The sequence below is a fragment of the Pseudorhodoferax sp. LjRoot39 genome, from assembly GCF_964253035.1.
Lineage (GTDB): Bacteria > Pseudomonadota > Gammaproteobacteria > Burkholderiales > Burkholderiaceae_C > Pseudorhodoferax.
On record NZ_CAXUQL020000001.1, the window covers coordinates 2,097,290 to 2,114,857 of the forward strand.

Annotated in this window: 18 protein-coding genes; 13 read left to right on the plus strand and 5 right to left on the minus strand. The window is 66.6% G+C overall.

From position 1 onward, the window contains the following. Nucleotides 1-5 precede the first annotated feature (5 nt). The 4 genes from ACSQ4M_RS09970 to ruvB are packed head-to-tail and all read right to left on the minus strand — an operon-like array spanning nucleotide 6 to nucleotide 4,687. A complete protein-coding gene (locus ACSQ4M_RS09970; protein ID WP_436189413.1) occupies nucleotides 6-1,307 on the minus strand; it encodes an MFS transporter in 1,302 nt (433 codons plus the stop codon). Between the two features lie 59 nt (nucleotides 1,308-1,366). Further along, nucleotides 1,367-1,930 carry a hypothetical protein gene (locus tag ACSQ4M_RS09975; RefSeq protein WP_436189414.1) on the minus strand — a complete coding sequence of 188 codons (564 nt, stop codon included), beginning with the start codon at nucleotides 1,928-1,930 and terminating at the stop codon, nucleotides 1,367-1,369. Further along, the gene (locus ACSQ4M_RS09980; RefSeq protein ID WP_436189415.1) at nucleotides 1,908-3,632 is read right to left on the minus strand and encodes a rhomboid family intramembrane serine protease; all 1,725 of its coding nucleotides are present in this window, start codon (nucleotides 3,630-3,632) and stop codon (nucleotides 1,908-1,910) included. The genes ACSQ4M_RS09975 and ACSQ4M_RS09980 overlap by 23 nt, the downstream gene beginning before the upstream one ends. Further along, on the minus strand, nucleotides 3,632-4,687 hold the full coding sequence (ruvB, locus tag ACSQ4M_RS09985) for a Holliday junction branch migration DNA helicase RuvB (protein WP_436189416.1): 1,056 nt from the start codon (nucleotides 4,685-4,687) through the stop codon (nucleotides 3,632-3,634). Before ruvB ends, ACSQ4M_RS09980 begins: the two co-directional genes overlap by 1 nt. Before the next feature lie 152 nt (nucleotides 4,688-4,839). Here ruvB and ACSQ4M_RS09990 point away from each other — a divergent pair, with 152 nt between their 5' ends. The 13 genes from ACSQ4M_RS09990 to ACSQ4M_RS10050 all read left to right on the plus strand — a co-directional run bounded on the left by ACSQ4M_RS09990 (nucleotide 4,840) and on the right by ACSQ4M_RS10050 (nucleotide 15,899). Further along, complete coding sequence (locus ACSQ4M_RS09990; protein ID WP_436189417.1) at nucleotides 4,840-6,093, plus strand: carbonic anhydrase; 1,254 nt, start codon at nucleotides 4,840-4,842, stop codon at nucleotides 6,091-6,093. Nucleotides 6,094-6,214: 121 nt separating this feature from the next. Further along, nucleotides 6,215-6,643, plus strand: coding sequence for a DsrE family protein (locus tag ACSQ4M_RS09995; protein ID WP_436189418.1), 429 nt, complete (start codon nucleotides 6,215-6,217; stop codon nucleotides 6,641-6,643). A 92-nt stretch (nucleotides 6,644-6,735) separates the two neighbouring features. Further along, nucleotides 6,736-7,077 (plus strand): ArsR/SmtB family transcription factor, encoded by a 342-nt coding sequence (locus ACSQ4M_RS10000; protein WP_436189419.1) that lies wholly within the window; start codon nucleotides 6,736-6,738, stop codon nucleotides 7,075-7,077. Nucleotides 7,078-7,124: 47 nt separating this feature from the next. Next, nucleotides 7,125-8,072 (plus strand): MBL fold metallo-hydrolase, encoded by a 948-nt coding sequence (locus ACSQ4M_RS10005; RefSeq protein WP_436189420.1) that lies wholly within the window; start codon nucleotides 7,125-7,127, stop codon nucleotides 8,070-8,072. A 190-nt stretch (nucleotides 8,073-8,262) separates the two neighbouring features. Continuing rightward, nucleotides 8,263-8,592 (plus strand): ArsR/SmtB family transcription factor, encoded by a 330-nt coding sequence (locus ACSQ4M_RS10010; protein WP_436189421.1) that lies wholly within the window; start codon nucleotides 8,263-8,265, stop codon nucleotides 8,590-8,592. A 31-nt stretch (nucleotides 8,593-8,623) separates the two neighbouring features. Beyond that, the gene (soxC, locus tag ACSQ4M_RS10015) at nucleotides 8,624-9,985 is read left to right on the plus strand and encodes a sulfite dehydrogenase (protein ID WP_436189422.1); all 1,362 of its coding nucleotides are present in this window, start codon (nucleotides 8,624-8,626) and stop codon (nucleotides 9,983-9,985) included. Beyond that, the gene (locus ACSQ4M_RS10020; protein ID WP_436189423.1) at nucleotides 9,969-11,006 is read left to right on the plus strand and encodes a c-type cytochrome; all 1,038 of its coding nucleotides are present in this window, start codon (nucleotides 9,969-9,971) and stop codon (nucleotides 11,004-11,006) included. Before soxC ends, ACSQ4M_RS10020 begins: the two co-directional genes overlap by 17 nt. Before the next feature lie 78 nt (nucleotides 11,007-11,084). Further along, complete coding sequence (soxY, locus tag ACSQ4M_RS10025; RefSeq protein ID WP_436189424.1) at nucleotides 11,085-11,540, plus strand: thiosulfate oxidation carrier protein SoxY; 456 nt, start codon at nucleotides 11,085-11,087, stop codon at nucleotides 11,538-11,540. Nucleotides 11,541-11,588: 48 nt separating this feature from the next. Next, nucleotides 11,589-11,900: a thiosulfate oxidation carrier complex protein SoxZ gene (gene soxZ / locus ACSQ4M_RS10030; RefSeq protein WP_436189425.1), complete on the plus strand. Its 312-nt coding sequence runs from the start codon at nucleotides 11,589-11,591 to the stop codon at nucleotides 11,898-11,900. 44 nt (nucleotides 11,901-11,944) lie between these two features. Then, entirely contained in the window at nucleotides 11,945-12,751 is an 807-nt protein-coding gene (gene soxA / locus ACSQ4M_RS10035; RefSeq protein ID WP_436189426.1) for a sulfur oxidation c-type cytochrome SoxA, read from the plus strand. Nucleotides 12,752-12,764: 13 nt separating this feature from the next. Beyond that, nucleotides 12,765-13,427, plus strand: a complete 663-nt coding sequence (soxX, locus tag ACSQ4M_RS10040) for a sulfur oxidation c-type cytochrome SoxX (protein WP_436189427.1) — start codon at nucleotides 12,765-12,767, stop codon at nucleotides 13,425-13,427. 208 nt (nucleotides 13,428-13,635) lie between these two features. Then, nucleotides 13,636-14,835 carry a tyrosine-type recombinase/integrase gene (locus tag ACSQ4M_RS10045; RefSeq protein ID WP_004883034.1) on the plus strand — a complete coding sequence of 400 codons (1,200 nt, stop codon included), beginning with the start codon at nucleotides 13,636-13,638 and terminating at the stop codon, nucleotides 14,833-14,835. Then, nucleotides 14,832-15,899 (plus strand): PDDEXK nuclease domain-containing protein, encoded by a 1,068-nt coding sequence (locus tag ACSQ4M_RS10050; protein WP_004883035.1) that lies wholly within the window; start codon nucleotides 14,832-14,834, stop codon nucleotides 15,897-15,899. The genes ACSQ4M_RS10045 and ACSQ4M_RS10050 overlap by 4 nt, the downstream gene beginning before the upstream one ends. A gap of 239 nt (nucleotides 15,900-16,138) precedes the next feature. Here the strand turns inward: ACSQ4M_RS10050 and ACSQ4M_RS10055 are convergent, their stop codons facing one another. Beyond that, on the minus strand, nucleotides 16,139-17,386 hold the full coding sequence (locus ACSQ4M_RS10055; protein WP_004883036.1) for a hypothetical protein: 1,248 nt from the start codon (nucleotides 17,384-17,386) through the stop codon (nucleotides 16,139-16,141). Between the last annotated feature and the right edge of the window lie 182 nt (nucleotides 17,387-17,568).

The window sequence follows — 17,568 nt, forward strand, 5'->3', positions numbered from 1 at the left end:
GGGCCTCAGCCCGCCTGCTCGGCGCACTGGTGCGGCGCCACGGCGGCGTTGCGTCGCGCCTGGGCCCGCGCGTTGGCCAGCGCCCAGAAGTACACGGCCAGCCCGGCCATGGCCAGCGCCACGCCGACCCAGCCCGTGGAGGTCCAGCCGAAGCCGGCGCTGATCGCCACGCCACCGAGCCAGGCGCCCACCGCGTTGGCCACGTTGAAGGCCGAGTGGTTGAGCGCGGCGGCCAGCGTCTGCGCGTCGCCCGCCACGTCCATCAGGCGCACCTGCAGCGCCGGGCCGATGGCCACGATGGTGCCCACCATGAACAGGTTCAATGCCGCCGTGACGGGGTGGTGTGCCATCAGCGTGAACAGCGCCAGCACCCCGCCAGCCCACACCAGCATCACGCCGATGGTGCGCATCAGCGCACGGTCCGCCAGCCGTGCGCCGGCCAGGTTGCCGGCCACCATGCCGAGGCCGAACAAGGCCAGCACCACGGGCACCCAGGACAAGGGCATGCCGGCCACTTCGAGCAGCGTGGGCTTGATGTAGCTGAACACCGCGAACATGCCGCCGAAGCCGATGGCGCCAATACCCAGCGTGAGCCAGACCTGGGGCCTGGCCAGCGCGCCGAGTTCGCGCAGCGGGCTCGCGCCCGCGTCGGGCCGCAGCTCGGGCACGTTGCGCTGCACCAGCACGGCGGCGGCCAGCGCGATCACGCCGACCAGCACGAAGGCCGCGCGCCAGCCCAGCCACTGGCCCAGCGCCGCGGCGATGGGCACGCCGACCAGCGTGGCGCTGGTCAGGCCCAGCATCACGAGGCCGACGGCCTGGGCGCGGCGCCCGGGCGGCGCCAGCGCGGCAGCCACCAGGGCGGCCACGCCGAAGTAGGTGCCGTGCGGCAGGCCGGCCGCGAAGCGCAGCAGGTTCAGCGACCAGTAGCCAGGCGCCGCGGCGCTGGCGAAGTTGCCGAGCGCGAACACCGCCATCAGCGCCACCAGCAGTGCGCGCCGGCCCATGCCGGCGGCCAGCACCGCGAGCACCGGCGCGCCGATCACCACGCCCAGCGCGTAGGCGCTGATCACGTGGCCGGCCTGTGGGATGGTGGTGCCGATGTCGGCCGCCACTTCGGGCAGCAGGCCCATGACCACGAACTCGCCGGTGCCGATGGCGAAGCCGCCCACGCCGAGCGAGAAGACGGCGCGGGCAAAGCCCGAGGCGGCGGCAGGCGTGGCCGTGCCGCCGGCGGTGGTGGGGATGCTGTTCAAGACGGGGACTCCTGGGCGCGGACCGCGTTGCGCGGCCGGGTCTGCGGGCATTCCTAGGGAAAACCCGAGGCGCGGACCTTACCACGCGAGGCGGTTTCGTGCAGCCGCGTTCAGCGTTGCGGCGCTGCTTCCCAGCGCGCAGTGGCCCAGCGCAAGGGATTCCAGCCCGGTGCGCGTGCGACCTGCACGGCGCCCTCTGGCAGGTTCCAGCGCAGCGCGGCCAAATGTTGGCCGTCGGCTGCGATGACTTCGTTGCCGTCGGGTGCGCCCAGGCGTTCGGTCAGCATGCCGACCGCATGGTGGTGTTCCCACCAGGGCACGAGCAGGTCCACCGACTGCAGCCGGCCGTCCTGCCAGCGGGCGCGCAGCAGTGCGGCGGGCACGCCGTTGGCCGTGGCCAGGGCGGTTTCGCAGACGCTGACTTCGCCCTGCGCCTGGCAGGGCAGCGGCGGGCCGCCCAGCTGCCGGGCCAGCGTGGCCGCGTCCAGCGCGGGCGAGAGGCGGGCGTAGTCCAGCGTGACATCGGCGCGCGCACCGCCGCCGGTCCAGCGCGCCAGCTGGGCCGGCAGTTCGGCGCGGCCCGTCCACAGCAGGCCGGCCAGCACGAGCAGTGCGGCCAGCAGTAGCGCACCGCTGCGGCGCGGGCGGGGTTCAGGGTTGGGCTTGGGGGGCACGCGCAGGCTTTCGGGGCATGGGAACGGGCACGCGCCGCACGGCGTCGGCCAGCTCGCGCATGGCCAGCTGCATCTGGCCGGACAGCTGCGCCAGCTGCGCCGCGGCGTCGGCCGGCAGGCCGGGGTCGCGCCGCAGCATGGCCTGCTCCAGCGCCAGCGAGCGCGTGGTGACCGCGCAGATCTGCAGGTACATCTGCACCAGGCGGCCGGTCTGCTCCCAGCGCGGCACGCGCAGCGGCGCCAGCTCCTCGGTGATGGCGCTGCAGACCGGGCCGATCGCGCGCTCGGCGTTCTGCAGGAACACCGGCTGGCGGATCTCGCCACGCTGCAGGCGCTGTGCGTCCAGGGCCATCTGACGAAACCCCTGGTCGAAGCGGCGCGCGACATCGGGCAGCAGTTCCTGCGCGGCGTACACCTGGGCATGCCAGACCCGCGGCACCGGCGTGGCCAGCACGGTGTAGCCGACCGCGGCCAGTGCCAGCAGGCCCATGGCGACGGCGCGCTTGCGGCGTCGGCCGGCCGCGGCCTGCCGGTCGATCGGCGCCAGCAGCACCAGGCCCAGCAGCATGCCGCAGGCCAGGCCGCCGACGTGGGCGGCGTTGTCCACGTTCTCCTGCGTGAAGCCGTGCAGCAGCGAGTAACCGATGAAGAAGCCCAGCCCGGTCCACAGCCGGCGCAAGTTGGTGGCCGGCACCAGGTGGCGGTAATGCCAACTGGCCGTGAGCAGCGCACCCAGCACGCCGAACACAGCGCCCGAGGCACCGACCGAAACCGAGTTCTGGGCCGCGTAATGCAGGCTGGCGGCGCCGCCGGCCAGTGCGCTGGCGCCGTAGACCAGCGTGAACTGGCCATTGCCGAGCAGCCGGCACAGCTGCTTGCCGGCTTCCCACAGGCCCAGCATGTTGAAGCTCAGGTGCACGATGCCGCCGTGCAGGAAGGCGGCCGTCAGCAGCCGCCACCACTGGCCGTCCAGCACCACGGCCGAGGCCGCGTTCGCGCCCCAGGCGAACAGTTCGGGCGATGCTGGCCGTGTCGGGCTCAGGCCGGCGGCCCAGTTCATGGCCCAGACCAGCACATTGGCCGCCACCACGGCGTAGAGCGCCCAGGGCGTGGGCACCAGCGTGTCCAGGTGGTTCTCGAAGGCGTCCTCGTCGCGCATGGCGCGGCGGCTGGCCGCCACGCCGACGCCGGCCTGCTGGCGCAGCAGGTCAAGCCGGGCGTGGATGGCGTCGTGGGCGATGTCCTGCTGGCGCGGGCTCAGCAGGTGCAGGCTCAGGCGCGGGCGCGCCGGGTTGTGGCGCCACCAGCCCTGCGGACGGTCCGGGTGTTCTGCGTCGGGACGGCGCTGCAGCCGCAGCATGCCGCTGCGGTCCAGCGTGGCATCCTCCAGCGCGTCCCAGGGCACGGGCGGCTGCAGCGCGGCCCCGGAGACGCCGCGTGCGTCCAGCCGCAGCACCGGCGCATGGCTGGCCGCCTGGCGCCACAGGCCGCGGGCCATCCACAGGCATGGCACCAGCACGCTGGCGGCGGCCATCAGCCGCCAGGGCAGGGCGCTGGCGCGCATCTGGCTGTCCAGGGCCCAGGCCAGGCACAGGCCGCCCAGCACCAGCAGCACGGCCTGCCCCCAGGCACGCCCCCGGTGCCGCGGCGCGAATTCGAGCGGTGTGAACAGCCCGGTGTCGGCTGCGTCCTGCTGCGCCATCAGCCGAACAGGTCGGGCGCAGTCTGCGGCGGCGTCACGCCCAGGTGGCGGAACGCGGCCTGCGTGGCGATGCGTCCGCGCGGCGTGCGCTGCAGAAAGCCCTGCTGGATCAGGTAGGGCTCGATCACGTCCTCGATGGTGCCGGCTTCCTCGCCGATGCTGGCGGCGATGTTGTCCAGCCCCACGGGGCCGCCGTCGAAGCGGTGGATCACGGCCTCCAGCAGCTTGCGGTCCATCACGTCGAAGCCCTGCGGGTCGACATCGAGCAGCGCCAGCGCGCGGTTGGCGATGTCCTGCGTGATGGTGCCGTCGCCCTTCACGTCGGCGTAGTCGCGCACGCGGCGCAGCAGCCGGTTGGCGATGCGCGGCGTGCCGCGCGAGCGCGTGGCGATCTCCAGGGCACCCTGCACCTCGATCGGCACCTTCAGCAGCCCGGCGCTGCGCGTGACGATGCGCGAGAGCTCCTCGGCCGTGTAGAACTCCAGCCGCGCGACGATGCCGAAGCGGTCGCGCAGCGGGTTGGTCAGCATGCCGGCGCGCGTGGTAGCGCCGACCAGGGTGAACGGCTGCAGATCGAGCTTGATGCTGCGCGCGGCCGGGCCCTCGCCGATCATGATGTCGATCTGGTAGTCCTCCAGCGCCGGGTAGAGGATTTCCTCGACCAGCGGGCTGAGCCGGTGGATCTCGTCGATGAACAGCACGTCGTTCTTCTCGAGATTGGTCAGCAGCGCCGCCAGGTCCTTGGGCTTCTCCAGCACCGGCCCGCTGGTCTGGCGCATGTTCACGCCCAGCTCCTGCGCAATGATGTGCGACAGCGTGGTCTTTCCCAGGCCTGGCGGGCCGAACAGCAGCACGTGGTCCAGCGCCTCGGCGCGCTTCCTGGCCGCGCCGATGAAGATCTCCAGCTGCTCACGCGCCTTGGCCTGGCCAACGTACTCGTCGAGCAGCTTGGGGCGCAGCGCGCGCTCGATCGCCTCTTCATTGGGCGAGGCGGGCGCGGCCGACACCACACGGCGCTCCGGCGGCATGGCGAAGTTGTCAGTCTGGATGGACACGGGGCAGGCGCAGGGGAAAAGCAGGCACGAAAACGGGCACTATAGCCCGGCATCCGGCCGGTTTGCGGACGCCATTTGCACATTGCCGCGCTCAAGTCGCGGCCATCCGCGCCGATACAGCAGCAGGGTGCCGCCAGCACCATCGACCCACCATGCCCATTGCCTTGCCATCGCCCCGTTTTCTCCTTGCCGTGCTGCTGTGCGGCGCGCTGGCGTCCGTGGGCTCCGTGGCCTGGGCGCAACCGGCCCAGGGCGGCAACGAACGCATGTCGCAGCAGCTGCGCGAGGCCATAGAGCGCGCCAACAGCCAGCGCGCCGCGCCGACCACGCGGCCGGTCAAGGGCGAGCCACCGCCGGCTGCGCCGACGCCCAGCGTGACCGTCAACGTGGGGCAGGGCGGCGCCTTGCGCGTGGTCCCCACGCCGCCCACCGCCCCGAGTGCACCGAGGGCCGCGGCCTCCGGGCCGGCGCGCAAGGTCCAGGCCATCGCCCAGGACGAGGTGCCGCCACAGAGGACCGCACCCCCCGCCGCACCGGCGCTGGCACGCGCCGCCAGCGCCGCGCCGTCGGCGACCGCCCGGCCGCCGGCGCGCGCCAGCGAGGAGCAGGTCCAGCGCCAGTACGAGCGCGCCCGGGCCATCGCGCTGGGCCTGCCGATCCCGGTCCAGGCCCGCCTGCCGCGCGACGGTGCGCTGCCCGAGGAGCGCAAGCCCGCGGGCCCGCCGCCGCCCTGGTCGTACAGCGGCCCGGGCGGCCCGCAGGCCTGGGAGCGCCTGCAGCCCGAGTACCAGCTGTGCGGCAGCGGTCAGCGCCAGTCGCCCATCCACATCGAGGAATCGGCGGCCCTGCAGGGGCCGAACGAGGCGCTGGGCTTCGACTACCGACCCAGCACCGGCACCGTGGTGCACGACGGGCGCACCATCCGCGTCGAGGTGCAGGGCGACAATGTGCTGCAGGTGCGCGGCAGCAGCTGGCGGCTGGAGTCCTTCGACTTCCAGCACCCGGCCGGGGAGGTGATCAACCACAGCGGCTTCGCCATGGGCATGCACCTGGTGCACCGCAACGCCCAGGGCCAGACCGCCATCGTCGCCGTGCTGCTGCAGCCAGGCGAGCAGAACCCCTTCATCGACCGGGTCTGGACCTACATCCCGCTGGACGCCGGCGACATGGTGCGCATGCCGCTGGGCTGGCTGGACCTCTCCACGCTGCTGCCCAAGGACCAGCGCTACTACCAGTTCTTCGGCTCGCTGACGCAGCCGCCCTGTACCGAGGGCGTGCTGTGGATGGTGCTCAAGCAGCCCGTGACGCTGAGCGCCGACCAGCTGCGGCTGTTCGCGCAGATGTTCCCGGCCAACGCCCGGCCGGTGCAGGCACTCAACGGGCGCATCGTGCGCGACGCGCAGTAGCGCTGCTCCATCAGCAGCCGGTGATTTCTCCTGCCGCTACGATGCGGCGCATCCAAGGGGAAAACCCGTACGGGCGGCGACCATCGATGCGCCGAGACTGATGCATCGAGAAAGGAATCCCATGAAGACCACGAGAAGGCTGCTGGCCGTGCTGACGGGCCTGGTGCTGCTGTGCGGTGCGGCCCTGGCGCAGGACAAGGTCGTCTACCACATCGACAACGCCGCGGCGCAGGCCACCAAGGGACTGCGCAACATCCGCAACCACCTGGACGTGGCGCCGGACACCACCATCGTGGTGGTCACGCACGCCGAAGGCATCGACTTTCTGATGGAGGGTGCGCGCGATGCGAAGAACCCCGACATCGACTACGGCGCGCTGGTCAGTGCGCTGAAGGCGCGGGGCGTGCGCTTCGAGATCTGCGAGATCACGCTGCGCAACCGCAATCTCAAGAAAGACCAGTTCACCATGGACGCGGAGTTCACGCCCTCCGGCGTGGTGCGCGTGGCGCGGCTGCAGGCGCGCGAGGGCTACGCCTACCTCAAGCCCTGAGCACCGCCGACCCGTGCCGCGCCTGCGCAAAAAATGCGGGTGCGGCAAACATCGCCCGTTGTTAATATAGGCACGAAGGGCAAGGACTCATCATGGTGAAGCGGGCAATGGGTGCAGTGAAGGCGGCCGCTCCGGCGGAGTCGGACGAAGTGTTCGAACTGGCCGCCGAGGTGTTCCGCGTGATGTCCGCCCCCATGCGGCTGAAGATCATCAGCGCGCTGTGCAACGGCGAGAAGAACGTCACCCAGTTGCTCGAAGAGATCGACACCACCCAGCCCAACATGTCGCAGCACCTCAACACGCTGTACCAGGCCGGCGTGCTGGCCAAGCGCCGCGAGGGCGTGCAGATCTACTACCGCATCCACAACGACCGCGTGGTCACGCTGTGCCGGGCCGTGTGCACGCAGATCGCCATCGAGTCGGATCTGCAATAGGGCCTGGCCCGCTCTCCGCGCCCGGTATTTCGTTCTTAAAATAAGCAATGGCTTATTTGAATGCCTGGTGCCGGCACGCCGCTGCGCTGGCCTTGCTGTGCCTGGCCTGTGCCGGGCAGGCGCAGCCGGCGCTGGTGGCCGAGCAGGTGGCGCCATCGGCCTGGTACGTGCAAGGCTTGTCGGCGCTGGGCAGCCCGCAGAACCGCAACTTCATCTCCAATGCCGGCTTCGTCGCGACCGACGACGGCGTGGTGGCCATCGATGCGCTGGGCTCGCCCCAGCTGGCACGCGCGTTCATGCAGGAGATCCGCCGCGTCACCGGCAAGGCCGTGACGCACGTGATCGTCACGCACTACCACGCCGACCACATCTACGGCCTGCAGGAGTTCCAGCGTGCCGGCGCGCGCATCATCGCCCACCGCGGCGGCCTGGAGTACCTGCATTCCGAGCTGGCGGCGTCGCGCCTGGTGGCCTCCCGCACCGAGCTGGCGCCCTGGATCGATGCGCAGACGCGCCTGGTGCCGGCGGACGAGTGGATCGATGGCCCGCGCGAGCTGGTGGTGGGCCAGGTGCGCTTTCAGCTCATGCCGGTCGGCCCGGCGCACACGCCGGAAGACCTGGCGGTGTTCGTGCCGTCGCACAGGCTGCTGTTCGCGGGCGACCTGGTGTTCCGTGGTCGCGTGCCCTTCGTCGGCCAGGCCCGCAGCGGCGAGTGGATCGCGGCGCTGACGCGGCTGCTGGCGCTCGACGTGGCAGTGGTGGTGCCCGGCCACGGCCCGATGACACGCGACGCGCGCGCGGATCTGGAGCTCACGCGCGACTACCTCGCCTATCTGCGCCAGACCATGGGCCGCGCGGCGCGCGAGATGGAGCCTTTCGATGCGGCGTACGCCCGAACGGATTGGTCGCGCTTCGCGCATCTGCCGCTGTTCCAGGCGGCCAACCGCATGAACGCCTACAACACCTACCTGCTCATGGAGCACGAGGGGCCGTAACCACTGCGTCGATCCCAGGGTTTTCACGGTGCGCAACAGGATGGTGCGGTCGCGCGCTCTCTTATACATTCGAACATGCTGATATTCGAAATCAATGTATGAGGAGAGCTTCCCGATGAAGATCGCCCGCCTCGCCCTGGCTGCGACTGCGTTCCTGGCCGGCGCCACATGAAGAAGGGCACGCGCGGCCATGCACGACGCCACACCGGACCCGCATGCGGATGCCGGGTCCGCCCAGGTGTTCGAGCGGGCGGCCGAGGTGTTCGCGCTGCTGGGCACGCCGCTGCGTCTGCGCATCCTGGACCTGCTGTGCCGTGGCGCCATGAACGTCGGCGAATTGCGCGCCGCGCTGGGCAGCGCCCGGCCCGGCGTGTCGCAGAACCTGGCGGCGTTGTACCGCTGCGGCGTGCTCACGCGCAGGCGCCAAGGCAGCCAGGTCTTCTACGGCATCGACCCGGTGCACGGCGGCCTGGTGTGCGAGGCGGTGCGCCGCATGGTGGGTCGGGAAGACGGGGCATGACCAGGTGCTCGCGGTGAGCGAAAGGACGAACATGGACAAGCATGGCATCGGCTTCGGGCGGTTGCGCAAGGCGCCCGAGAGCTTTCTGGACCGCAGCGGCATCGCCACCGTGGCGCGGGAGGCGCGCAAGGGCCGGCGCGACTTCATCCGTGGCGCCTTCGCGGCCGCTGCGGCGGGCGCGGCCGCGCCGTTGGCGCTGGCCCAGGGGCCATCTGCCGCGCAGGACGGCGACCCCGCCATCCTGCAACTGCCCGAGCACTCCACCGGCCTGGGCCAGCCGGTGGTGACGGACGGCTACGGCAAGCCCTCGAAGTACGAGCGCAACGTGCAGCGCCGCCAGAGCCCGGGCCTGACGCAGACCGCGCAGGCCTCGGTCTCGTTCGCGCCGCTGCAGTCGCTGTTCGGCATCGTCACGCCGAGCGGCCTGCACTTCGAGCGGCACCACCAGGGCTGGTGGGACGTCGATCCGTCCAGGCACCGCCTCATGCTCAACGGCATGGTCAAGCAGGCCAAGCTGTTCACCATGGACGAGCTCATGCGCCTGCCCTCGGTCTCGCGTTTCCACTTCATCGAGTGCGGCGCCAACACCGGCATGGAGTGGGGCAACGTCGCGGTGCCGACCTGCCAGTACTCGCACGGCATGCTCTCGTGCAGCGAGTTCACGGGCGTGCCGCTGATCACCTTGCTGGAGATGGCCGGCGCCGACCTGCAGCGCGGCCGGTTCGTGCTGGCCGAGGGCGCCGACGGCTCGTCCATGACGCGCACCATCCCGATGGACATGGTGCGCGCAGGCGCCGTGCTGGTCGCCTACGGCCAGAACGGCGAGATGCTGCGGCCCGAGAACGGCTACCCGCTGCGGCTGGTGGTGCCGGGCGTGCAGGGCGTCAGCTGGGTCAAGTACCTGCGCCGCATCGAGGTCGGCGACCAGCCCTGGGGCGCCAAGGACGAGGCCGTGCACTACATCGACCTGATGCCCGACGGGCAGCACCGCCAGTACACCAGCACGCAGGAGTGCAAGAGCGTGGTCACCACGCCCTCGGGCGGCCAGGTGCTGCTGGACAAGGGCTTCTACAACATCACCGGCCTGGCCTGGTCGGGCCGCGGCAAGGTCCAGCGCGTGGACGTGTCGGTGGACGGCGGGCGCAACTGGCGCACGGCGCGGCTGCAAGGCCCGGTGATGGACAGATGCCTCACACGCTTCAACATCGACTGGGTCTGGGACGGCAAGCCCGCCATCGTGCAGAGCCGCGCGATCGACGAGACCGGCTACGTGCAGCCCAGCTACCGCCAGCTGCGGGCCGTGCGGGGCACGCGCTCGATCTACCACAACAACGCCATCCAGTCCTGGCTGGTGCAGGAGAGCGGGGAGGTGAAGAATGTTCAGATGGCGTGAACTGGCGGCCGCCCTGGCGCTGCTGGCCGCCGCAGCGGCGGCCCACGCCCAGCCCGTGGAGCGCTTCCCGGGCCTGGGCCGCGCGGCCACGCCGGCCGAGGTGGCGGCCTGGGACATCGACGTGCGCCCCGACTTCCAGGGCCTACCCAAGGGCGCCGGCTCGGTGGCCAAGGGGCTGGAGGTGTGGGAGGCCAAGTGCGCGTCCTGCCATGGCGTGTTTGGCGAATCCAACGAGGTGTTCAACCCGCTGGTCGGCGGCACCACGGCCGAGGACATCAAGACCGGCCGCGTGGCCAACCTGCGCCGCACCGACTACCCCGGCCGTACCACCCTCATGAAGGTGGCCACCGTCTCCACGCTGTGGGACTACATCAACCGCGCCATGCCGTGGAACCAGCCCAAGTCGCTGTCCACCGAGGAGGTCTACGCGGTGACCGCCTTCCTGCTGAACCTGGCCGGCGTGGTGCCCGACGACCACGTGCTCAGCGACCGCAACATTGCCGAGGTGCAGCAGCGCATGCCCAACCGCAACGGCATGAGCACGGCCCACGCCCTGTGGCCGGGCGGCGGCATCGCCGGCACCGCCGCCAAGCCCGATGTGGCGGCGGCGGCCTGCATGAAGGACTGCCCGGTCGAAGGCAAGGTCGCCTCCAGCCTGCCCGACTTCGCGCGCAATGCGCATGGCAACCTGGCCGAGCAGAACCGCACGGTCGGCGCGCAGCGCGGCGCCGAGACGGGCAAGGCGCAGGGCGCGGCTCCGGCGGCCACAGGGCAGACCATGCCGAGCGAGCTGCTGGCCAAAAACAGCTGCACCGCCTGCCATGCGCCCGACCGCAAGATGATCGGCCCGGGCTGGGCGGAGATCGCCACGCGGCACGCCGGCAAGGGCGAGTACCTGGCCGGCAAGATCCAGTCCGGTGGCTCGGGCGTCTGGGGCAGCATGCCGATGCCGCCCCAACAGATCTCCGCCGACGAGGCGAAGACAATCGCCGATTGGCTGGCCAGTGGCGCGCGCCGCTGACCGACAGGGATATTCCCGATAGTGCGTGACCCCCATCACATTAGTATCTGCTTAACTAACGAGTCTTCTGGAGCCGCGATGCAAACCCGACGCGATACCTTGCAGCAATCCATGGCGGTGGCCGGCCTTCTGGCCACGGCCGGCCTTCTCCCGCGCGACGCACTGGCGTTCAACAAGACGGCGTTCGAAGCCAAGAGCATTGCCGATGCCACCAAGGCCTTCGGCGGCGGCGCGCCGGCCGAGAGCAAGGACGTGACGCTGACCGCACCCGACATCGCCGAGAACGGCGCCGTCGTGCCCATGGCCGTGGCCTCCACGCTGCCCAACCTCAAGCACCTGCTGGTGCTGGTCGAGAAGAACCCGAACGCGCTGGTCGCGATGTTCAACGTGAGCGATGCGGTCGAGCCCAGCTTCGCCACGCGCGCCAAGATGGGCCAGACCTCCGATGTGTACGCGGTGGCCATCACCAACGATGGCAAGGCGCTGTACGCGAAGAAGGAAGTCAAGGTCACGCTCGGCGGCTGCGGCGGCTGAGCGCACGGCAGGCCTTCATCCCATCCAGACATCCAGGAGCACAGCACCATGGCAGATCCGATGCGCATCCGCGCACAGGCGAACGGCGGCAATGCCGTCGTCCGCGTCCTCATGAGCCACGAAATGGAAACCGGCCAGCGCAAGGACAGCGCCGGCAAGACCATCCCCGCCTGGCACATCACCGAAGTCACCGCTGCCCTCAACGGCAAGCCGGTGCTGAGCGCCGAGTGGGGCCCTGCGGTCTCCAAGAACCCGTTCATGCAGTTCACACTGAAAGGCGCCAAGGCCGGCGACAAGGTAGCGGTCACGTGGAAGGACAACAAGGGCGACACACGCACGGACGAAGCGACCGTGTCCTGAGTCTTGCCCCTTCCCACGGGGCCTGTGGAGAACGAGTGGAACGCATGACAACAACGAAGACAACACTCTGGGCCGTGCTGCTGGGCCTCGCCGCAGCGCAGTGCGCATTCGCCCAGAAGACCACCACCGAATCGATCGAGGAATACCGCAAGATGCTGGAAGACGGCAATCCTGCGGACCTCTTCGAAGCCAAGGGCGAGGATCTGTGGAAGAGCAAGCGCGGGCCCAAGAACGCTTCGCTGCAGGGCTGCGACCTGGGCAAGGGCCCGGGCGTGGTCAAGGGGGCCTTCGTCGAGCTGCCGCGCTTCTTCGCCGACACCGGCAAGGTGCAGGACCTGGAGACGCGCCTCGTCACCTGCATGGAGCAATTGCAGGGCTTCAACGCCGCCGAGATCGCCAAGACGCCGTTCGGCCGCGGCGAGATGGCCAATGTGACGGCGCTGGCCACCTACGTGGCCGCCGAGTCCAAGGGTCTGCCCTTCAACCTGCCGCAAAGCCATGCCCAGGAGAAGACCTACTACGAGGCCGGCAAGCGCCTGTTCTTCATGCGCGGCGGCACGCACGACTTCGCCTGCGCCTCCTGCCATGGCGAGGACGGCAAGCGCATCCGCCTGCAGGACCTGCCCAACCTGACCAAGAACCCGGGCGATGGCGTGGGCTTCGCGGCCTGGCCGGCCTACCGCGTTTCCAACGGGCAGATGTGGAGCATGCAGCTGCGTCTGAACGACTGCTACCGGCAGCAGCGCTTTCCCTATCCCGAATTCGGCGCGGATGCGCTGACGGCCTTGTCCACCTACCTGGGCGTCAACGCCAAGGGGGCCAAGTCCGTCGCACCCGCCATCAAGCGCTGACCCAGGAGCAGGCATGAACAAGACACGCATCGTCGTTGCTGCGGCGCTGGCCTGCGCCGCCGTCCTGGTGGGCTGCGCCAGCCGCATGGGCAGCACCACCGCCGACGCCGACCAGGTGGCCGCGGACATGGTCAAGGCCGGCTTTCGCACCCAGGGCATCGCCACGGTCGACCGGGTCACCGGCATCGACGAAACGCTGAAGCTGTGCAACGCGGCCGACGTCGCCGGCAAGCCGCTGGCGCCCGAGGTGGCCAAGCGCATCGAGGCCGAGAACCTCAAGACCGTCAAGTGGCCCACGGATGGCAAGTTCCTGGGCAACTGGAAGGAAGGCGAGAAGATCGCCCAGAGCGGCCGCGGCCAGACCTGGACCGATGCGGTCGGCACCGTCAACGGCGGCAACTGCTACAACTGCCACCAGATCGCCAAGGAGGAGATCTCCTTCGGCACCATCGGCCCGAGCCTGTACCACTACGGCAAGCTGCGCGGCGTGACCGACCCCGCCAGCGCCGCGGCCAAGCCGATCGTGGAATACACCTGGGGCAAGATCTGGAACGCCAAGGCCTACAACGCCTGCTCCAACATGCCGCGCTCGGGCCACATGGGCAACCTGACCGAAGCCCAGGTGCGCGACATCATGGCGCTGCTGCTCGACCCCGCATCACCGGTGAACAAGTGATGCACCGGCCTGGCGATCCCAGGCCTTTTTTATTTCACCATGACTCCAGCACCGAAATTCGCTGGACTACGCTACAGCCCGATACAGCAGGTTTATCAATGACTTAAGCGAGTTCAACATATGCCGGTGCTTTCCGAAACCTGACCTGACTTCCGACCGCCTGACTCCTATCCGGCCCTTGGAATCCAGGTCTTTCCAAGGAGTCATCATGGCTAAGATCAAACTCACTAAGTCCGCTGTCGATGCGGCGCAACCCCAGGCAGAGGCCGTCGAACTCCGGGACACGCTGGTCCCCGGCTTCCTGTGCAAGATTACCCCGGCGGGTCGCAAGGTGTTCATGCTCCAGTACCGGACGAACGCTGGCGAGCGCCGCAAGCCCTCGCTAGGACTGTACGGGGAGCTGACCGTCGAACAGGCGCGGTCGCTGGCGCAGGAATGGCTGGCCCAAGTCCGCCGAGGCGGAGATCCCGCCGCAGAGAAGGCGGAGGCGCGCCAGGCACCTACGGTCAAGGAGCTATGCACGAAGTTCATGGAGGACTACTCCAAGAAGCGCAACAAGCTCAGCACCCAAGCCGGCTATCAGGCTGTCATCAATCGCAACATTATTCCGCTGCTGGGACGCAAGAAAGTTCAGGACGTGAAGCGTCCTGAAATCGCCGGACTGATGGAAAAGCTTTCGTACAAGCAGACCGAGGCGAACAAGGTATTCAGCGTCTTGCGCAAGATGTTCAACATGGCCGAGGTATGGGGCTATCGGCCCGACGGTACCAACCCTTGCCGTCACGTCCCGATGTTCCCTGCCGGCAAATCGACTCACCTCATCAGCGACGAAGAAATGGGCAACCTGTTCCGACAGCTCGACAAGATCGAGTCGGAGGGGCTGGAGAACTACGTCATCCCTTTGGGAATCCGCCTGCAGTTCGAGTTCGCCGGCCGCCGCTCGGAAATCATCGCGCTGGAATGGAACTGGGTTGACTTGCAGAACCGGCGCGTCGTCTGGCCTGACAGCAAGACAGGCGGCATGTCTAAGCCCATGAGCGAGGAAGCCTATCGGCTACTCTCGACGGCACCCCGGCAGGAGGGTAGCCGCTATGTGCTGCCTTCTCCTAGCCACGCTGGCAAGCATCTAACCACGGGCGAGTATTACGGTGGCTGGAGCCGTGCGCTCAAGGCGGCTGGCGCTACGCACGTGGGCACGCACGGCATCCGCCACCGTTCGGCGACCGACATTGCCAATTCGGGCATCCCGGTCAAGGTCGGCATGGCGCTAACGGCGCACAAGACCGTCGTCATGTTCATGCGCTACGTCCACACCGAGGATAAGCCGGTGCGAGAGGCGGCCGAACTGGTGGCGAATCGGCGTAAGACGATCACCGGGATGCAGGGAGCCAAGGAGGTGGCCGCATGACCCGGCGCAAGGCATCCGTCTCAGCGCCAGCAGCGCCGCCCGCGCTGCTGGGCGACATCCGGGCACTGATCGAAGCGTCGCGCCAGCGCGTCGCCTCGGCGGTCAATGCCGAGCTGACATTGCTGTTCTGGCGCATTGGCCAGCGCATCCATACGGAAGTGCTTGCCGGGCAGCGGGCCGGGTACGGCGACGAAATCCTGCCGACCCTGGCGGCGCAGCTTGTCCGCGACTACGGACGTAGCTTCGCGGACAAGAACCTGCGCCGGATGGTGCAGTTCGCCGCCACCTTCTCGGACGAGCCAATTGTCGTGACGCTGTCACGACAATTGAGCTGGTCGCATTTCGTGGCGCTGCTGCCGCTAAAAGACCCGCTCCAGCGGGACTACTACGTGCAAATGGCCAGCGCCGAACGCTGGAGCGTGCGGACGCTACGCGAGCGCATCGACTCGATGCTATACGAGCGCACGGCGCTGTCCAAGAAGCCGGACGAGACGATCACGCAAGAGCTGGCGGCGATGCGCGATGCGCAGCGCATGTCGCCGGCGCTGGTCATGCGCGACCCGTACATCCTCGACTTCCTGGGCCTGCGCGATACCTGGCAGGAAGGCGACCTGGAAGCCGCGATCATCCGCGAAATGGAGTCTTTTTTGCTGGAGTTGGGCGCGGGCTTCTCTTTCCTAGCCCGGCAGAAACGCATCCAGATCGACGACGAGGATTTCCACCTGGACCTGCTGTTCTATAACCGCAAGCTGCGGCGGCTGGTGGCGGTGGAGTTGAAGATCGGCGAGTTCAAGGCAGCATACAAGGGGCAGATGGAGCTTTATTTGCGTTGGCTCGACAAGCACGAACGCGAACCGGAGGAAGCCTCGCCGCTGGGCATCATTCTTTGTACCGGCAAGAAGTCAGAGCAGATCGAGTTGCTGGAGCTGGACAAGTCGGGCATCCACGTAGCCGAATACCTGACGACCCTGCCGCCGCGTGCGGTGCTGGGGGAGCGGTTGCAGCAGGCGACCGAACGGGCGCGGTTGCAGATCGAGCAGCGGCAGCCTGGCGAGAAGTCCTGACAGCAGCATCTGTCCAACCGTACACCCAAACCACAGCACGAGCATGTGGCAACGGATCTCTTGCTCTATCGAGGCTCCATGCTAGTGTGGAATCGCCATAGGCCGATAAGGAACTGGCCTGCGGCTCAAGGATGCGCTGGGGCTAGTGGGCGCGAGCGCCCAATCACATGATTATCGCGGGCAGCAGCGCCATGTTCTATGCCGATCGCTGTTTTAATTAAATATCTCAAACTATAAAGTCAGTTAATTTTTTCAAAATATTCACGAATCAAGTCATCATTTTTTAAATACGAATCGAGAACCTGAAACAGAAAAAGATCCCCGCTAATATTTATATCAAACGGGATCATTGAGTTATCTATTTTGAATGTCTTTATTTTTCTATGCCCCTTGATGTTGGCATTGCTCAATCTTTCTTGATAGCTATCCAACGTATATACGATAAATTCGTGATCCAAGTGAGTTATAAAAAAATCATCGCCTTTTGAACTGTATTCAAGATGGATGACTTGCGTTACGACGTCGTCGCCTGCCACCTCAAAGTCCTCCATCAATTCTTCAAAAGTCAAACTTAGCTTCTCTGCGTCATGGTGAATCCATAGATTGTTCTCATATTTATCGGTGGAGTAGAACTTTGACAATCTAGGAAGGGAAGATATTTTCAATCGCAACGGAGCGCCAAACTCCATCTCCTCCATTGCAGGGACATAATCGGAGACGTAATCAATCCTGAATGCTATTTCGGACAGCATTCCTTTTTCAATGAGTTCCTCGATAGAGGTAAGCAGCTTCCTCGGAACTTTTATCCAGAAGTGTCGCCCTATGCGTTCATCGCGTATTGTCTGACTATCCTTGTCGTTGAATATCTGAATATTCTCGTTCAGGCTGACAAGACTATATTTAGAGAACTGAGCATCTTCCTTTCTTATGTCAATTCCAATTTTCTCGTACTCACGTTCAACTACCTTGGAATATTTTAGCTCCAGCATCTCAGCCCTCCCCATGATTGATTGGTGCTTGGAATAAAAAATGCAGCCAATGCGATAATTTGCGTAATTTTCTTTTATGTACGAAACACCATCTTCGTCATGGATATGCTTGTAGGAATTGTTGAGAATTTCTAGCGATCCCGGATACTCGTTGAGATAATTATTTAAGTAGTCCATTAAATGCTGGATTGTCTTTATAGCCAATCGCTTGTCCACTAGATCAAGCTGTGGCCCATAAAACTTGGCTGCGTTTGGATGGTCGCGTTTGGCTTCAAATTCTTTCAGAATGGCCGCCTTTTCATTCATGCAGCCCTCCGTATAAGCACGCATTACGTCTGCCTGAAAGCTCTCATTTGCCAGAGAGGTTTGGATGAGGGGAAGCAATTTCTTGACAAAGATCGGGTCTTTATTAAGAAAGACGTAGCAAAATTTCCCAAAGCTGAATAACGCGATTTTTTCCGAAGAAAATTCATTGATTTCTTCAAAGATATTTTTCATATTTTTTACTCAACTCGCCGTAGTCCAAATAGTAAGCGACGGAACCTTGAGCGTCTCCACTTTGTGGATCGCGCTGCTCCACGTTCGCTATTCGCTCATCCCTGACGGGACTGGCATTCGCCAGCCCTCCACGGCCCGACACTGTGATCCGGGCCTGCGCGCTCCGCTTGCATGTTGAGCTG

Bases quoted from the DNA above. Each gene is read 5' to 3' on its own strand.
- ACSQ4M_RS09970 (WP_436189413.1), bottom strand. From the start codon at position 1,307: ATGCCCGCAGACCCGGCCGCGCAACGCGGTCCGCGCCCAGGAGTCCCC.
- ACSQ4M_RS09980 (WP_436189415.1), bottom strand. From the start codon at position 3,632: ATGGCGCAGCAGGACGCAGCCGACACCGGGCTGTTCACACCGCTCGAA.
- ACSQ4M_RS09990 (WP_436189417.1), top strand. From the start codon at position 4,840: ATGCCCATTGCCTTGCCATCGCCCCGTTTTCTCCTTGCCGTGCTGCTG.
- ACSQ4M_RS09995 (WP_436189418.1), top strand. From the start codon at position 6,215: ATGAAGACCACGAGAAGGCTGCTGGCCGTGCTGACGGGCCTGGTGCTG.
- ACSQ4M_RS10000 (WP_436189419.1), top strand. From the start codon at position 6,736: ATGGTGAAGCGGGCAATGGGTGCAGTGAAGGCGGCCGCTCCGGCGGAG.
- ACSQ4M_RS10005 (WP_436189420.1), top strand. From the start codon at position 7,125: ATGGCTTATTTGAATGCCTGGTGCCGGCACGCCGCTGCGCTGGCCTTG.
- ACSQ4M_RS10010 (WP_436189421.1), top strand. From the start codon at position 8,263: ATGCACGACGCCACACCGGACCCGCATGCGGATGCCGGGTCCGCCCAG.
- soxC (WP_436189422.1), top strand. From the start codon at position 8,624: ATGGACAAGCATGGCATCGGCTTCGGGCGGTTGCGCAAGGCGCCCGAG.
- ACSQ4M_RS10020 (WP_436189423.1), top strand. From the start codon at position 9,969: ATGTTCAGATGGCGTGAACTGGCGGCCGCCCTGGCGCTGCTGGCCGCC.
- soxY (WP_436189424.1), top strand. From the start codon at position 11,085: ATGCAAACCCGACGCGATACCTTGCAGCAATCCATGGCGGTGGCCGGC.
- soxZ (WP_436189425.1), top strand. From the start codon at position 11,589: ATGGCAGATCCGATGCGCATCCGCGCACAGGCGAACGGCGGCAATGCC.
- soxA (WP_436189426.1), top strand. From the start codon at position 11,945: ATGACAACAACGAAGACAACACTCTGGGCCGTGCTGCTGGGCCTCGCC.
- soxX (WP_436189427.1), top strand. From the start codon at position 12,765: ATGAACAAGACACGCATCGTCGTTGCTGCGGCGCTGGCCTGCGCCGCC.
- ACSQ4M_RS10045 (WP_004883034.1), top strand. From the start codon at position 13,636: ATGGCTAAGATCAAACTCACTAAGTCCGCTGTCGATGCGGCGCAACCC.
- ACSQ4M_RS10050 (WP_004883035.1), top strand. From the start codon at position 14,832: ATGACCCGGCGCAAGGCATCCGTCTCAGCGCCAGCAGCGCCGCCCGCG.
- ACSQ4M_RS10055 (WP_004883036.1), bottom strand. From the start codon at position 17,386: ATGAAAAATATCTTTGAAGAAATCAATGAATTTTCTTCGGAAAAAATC.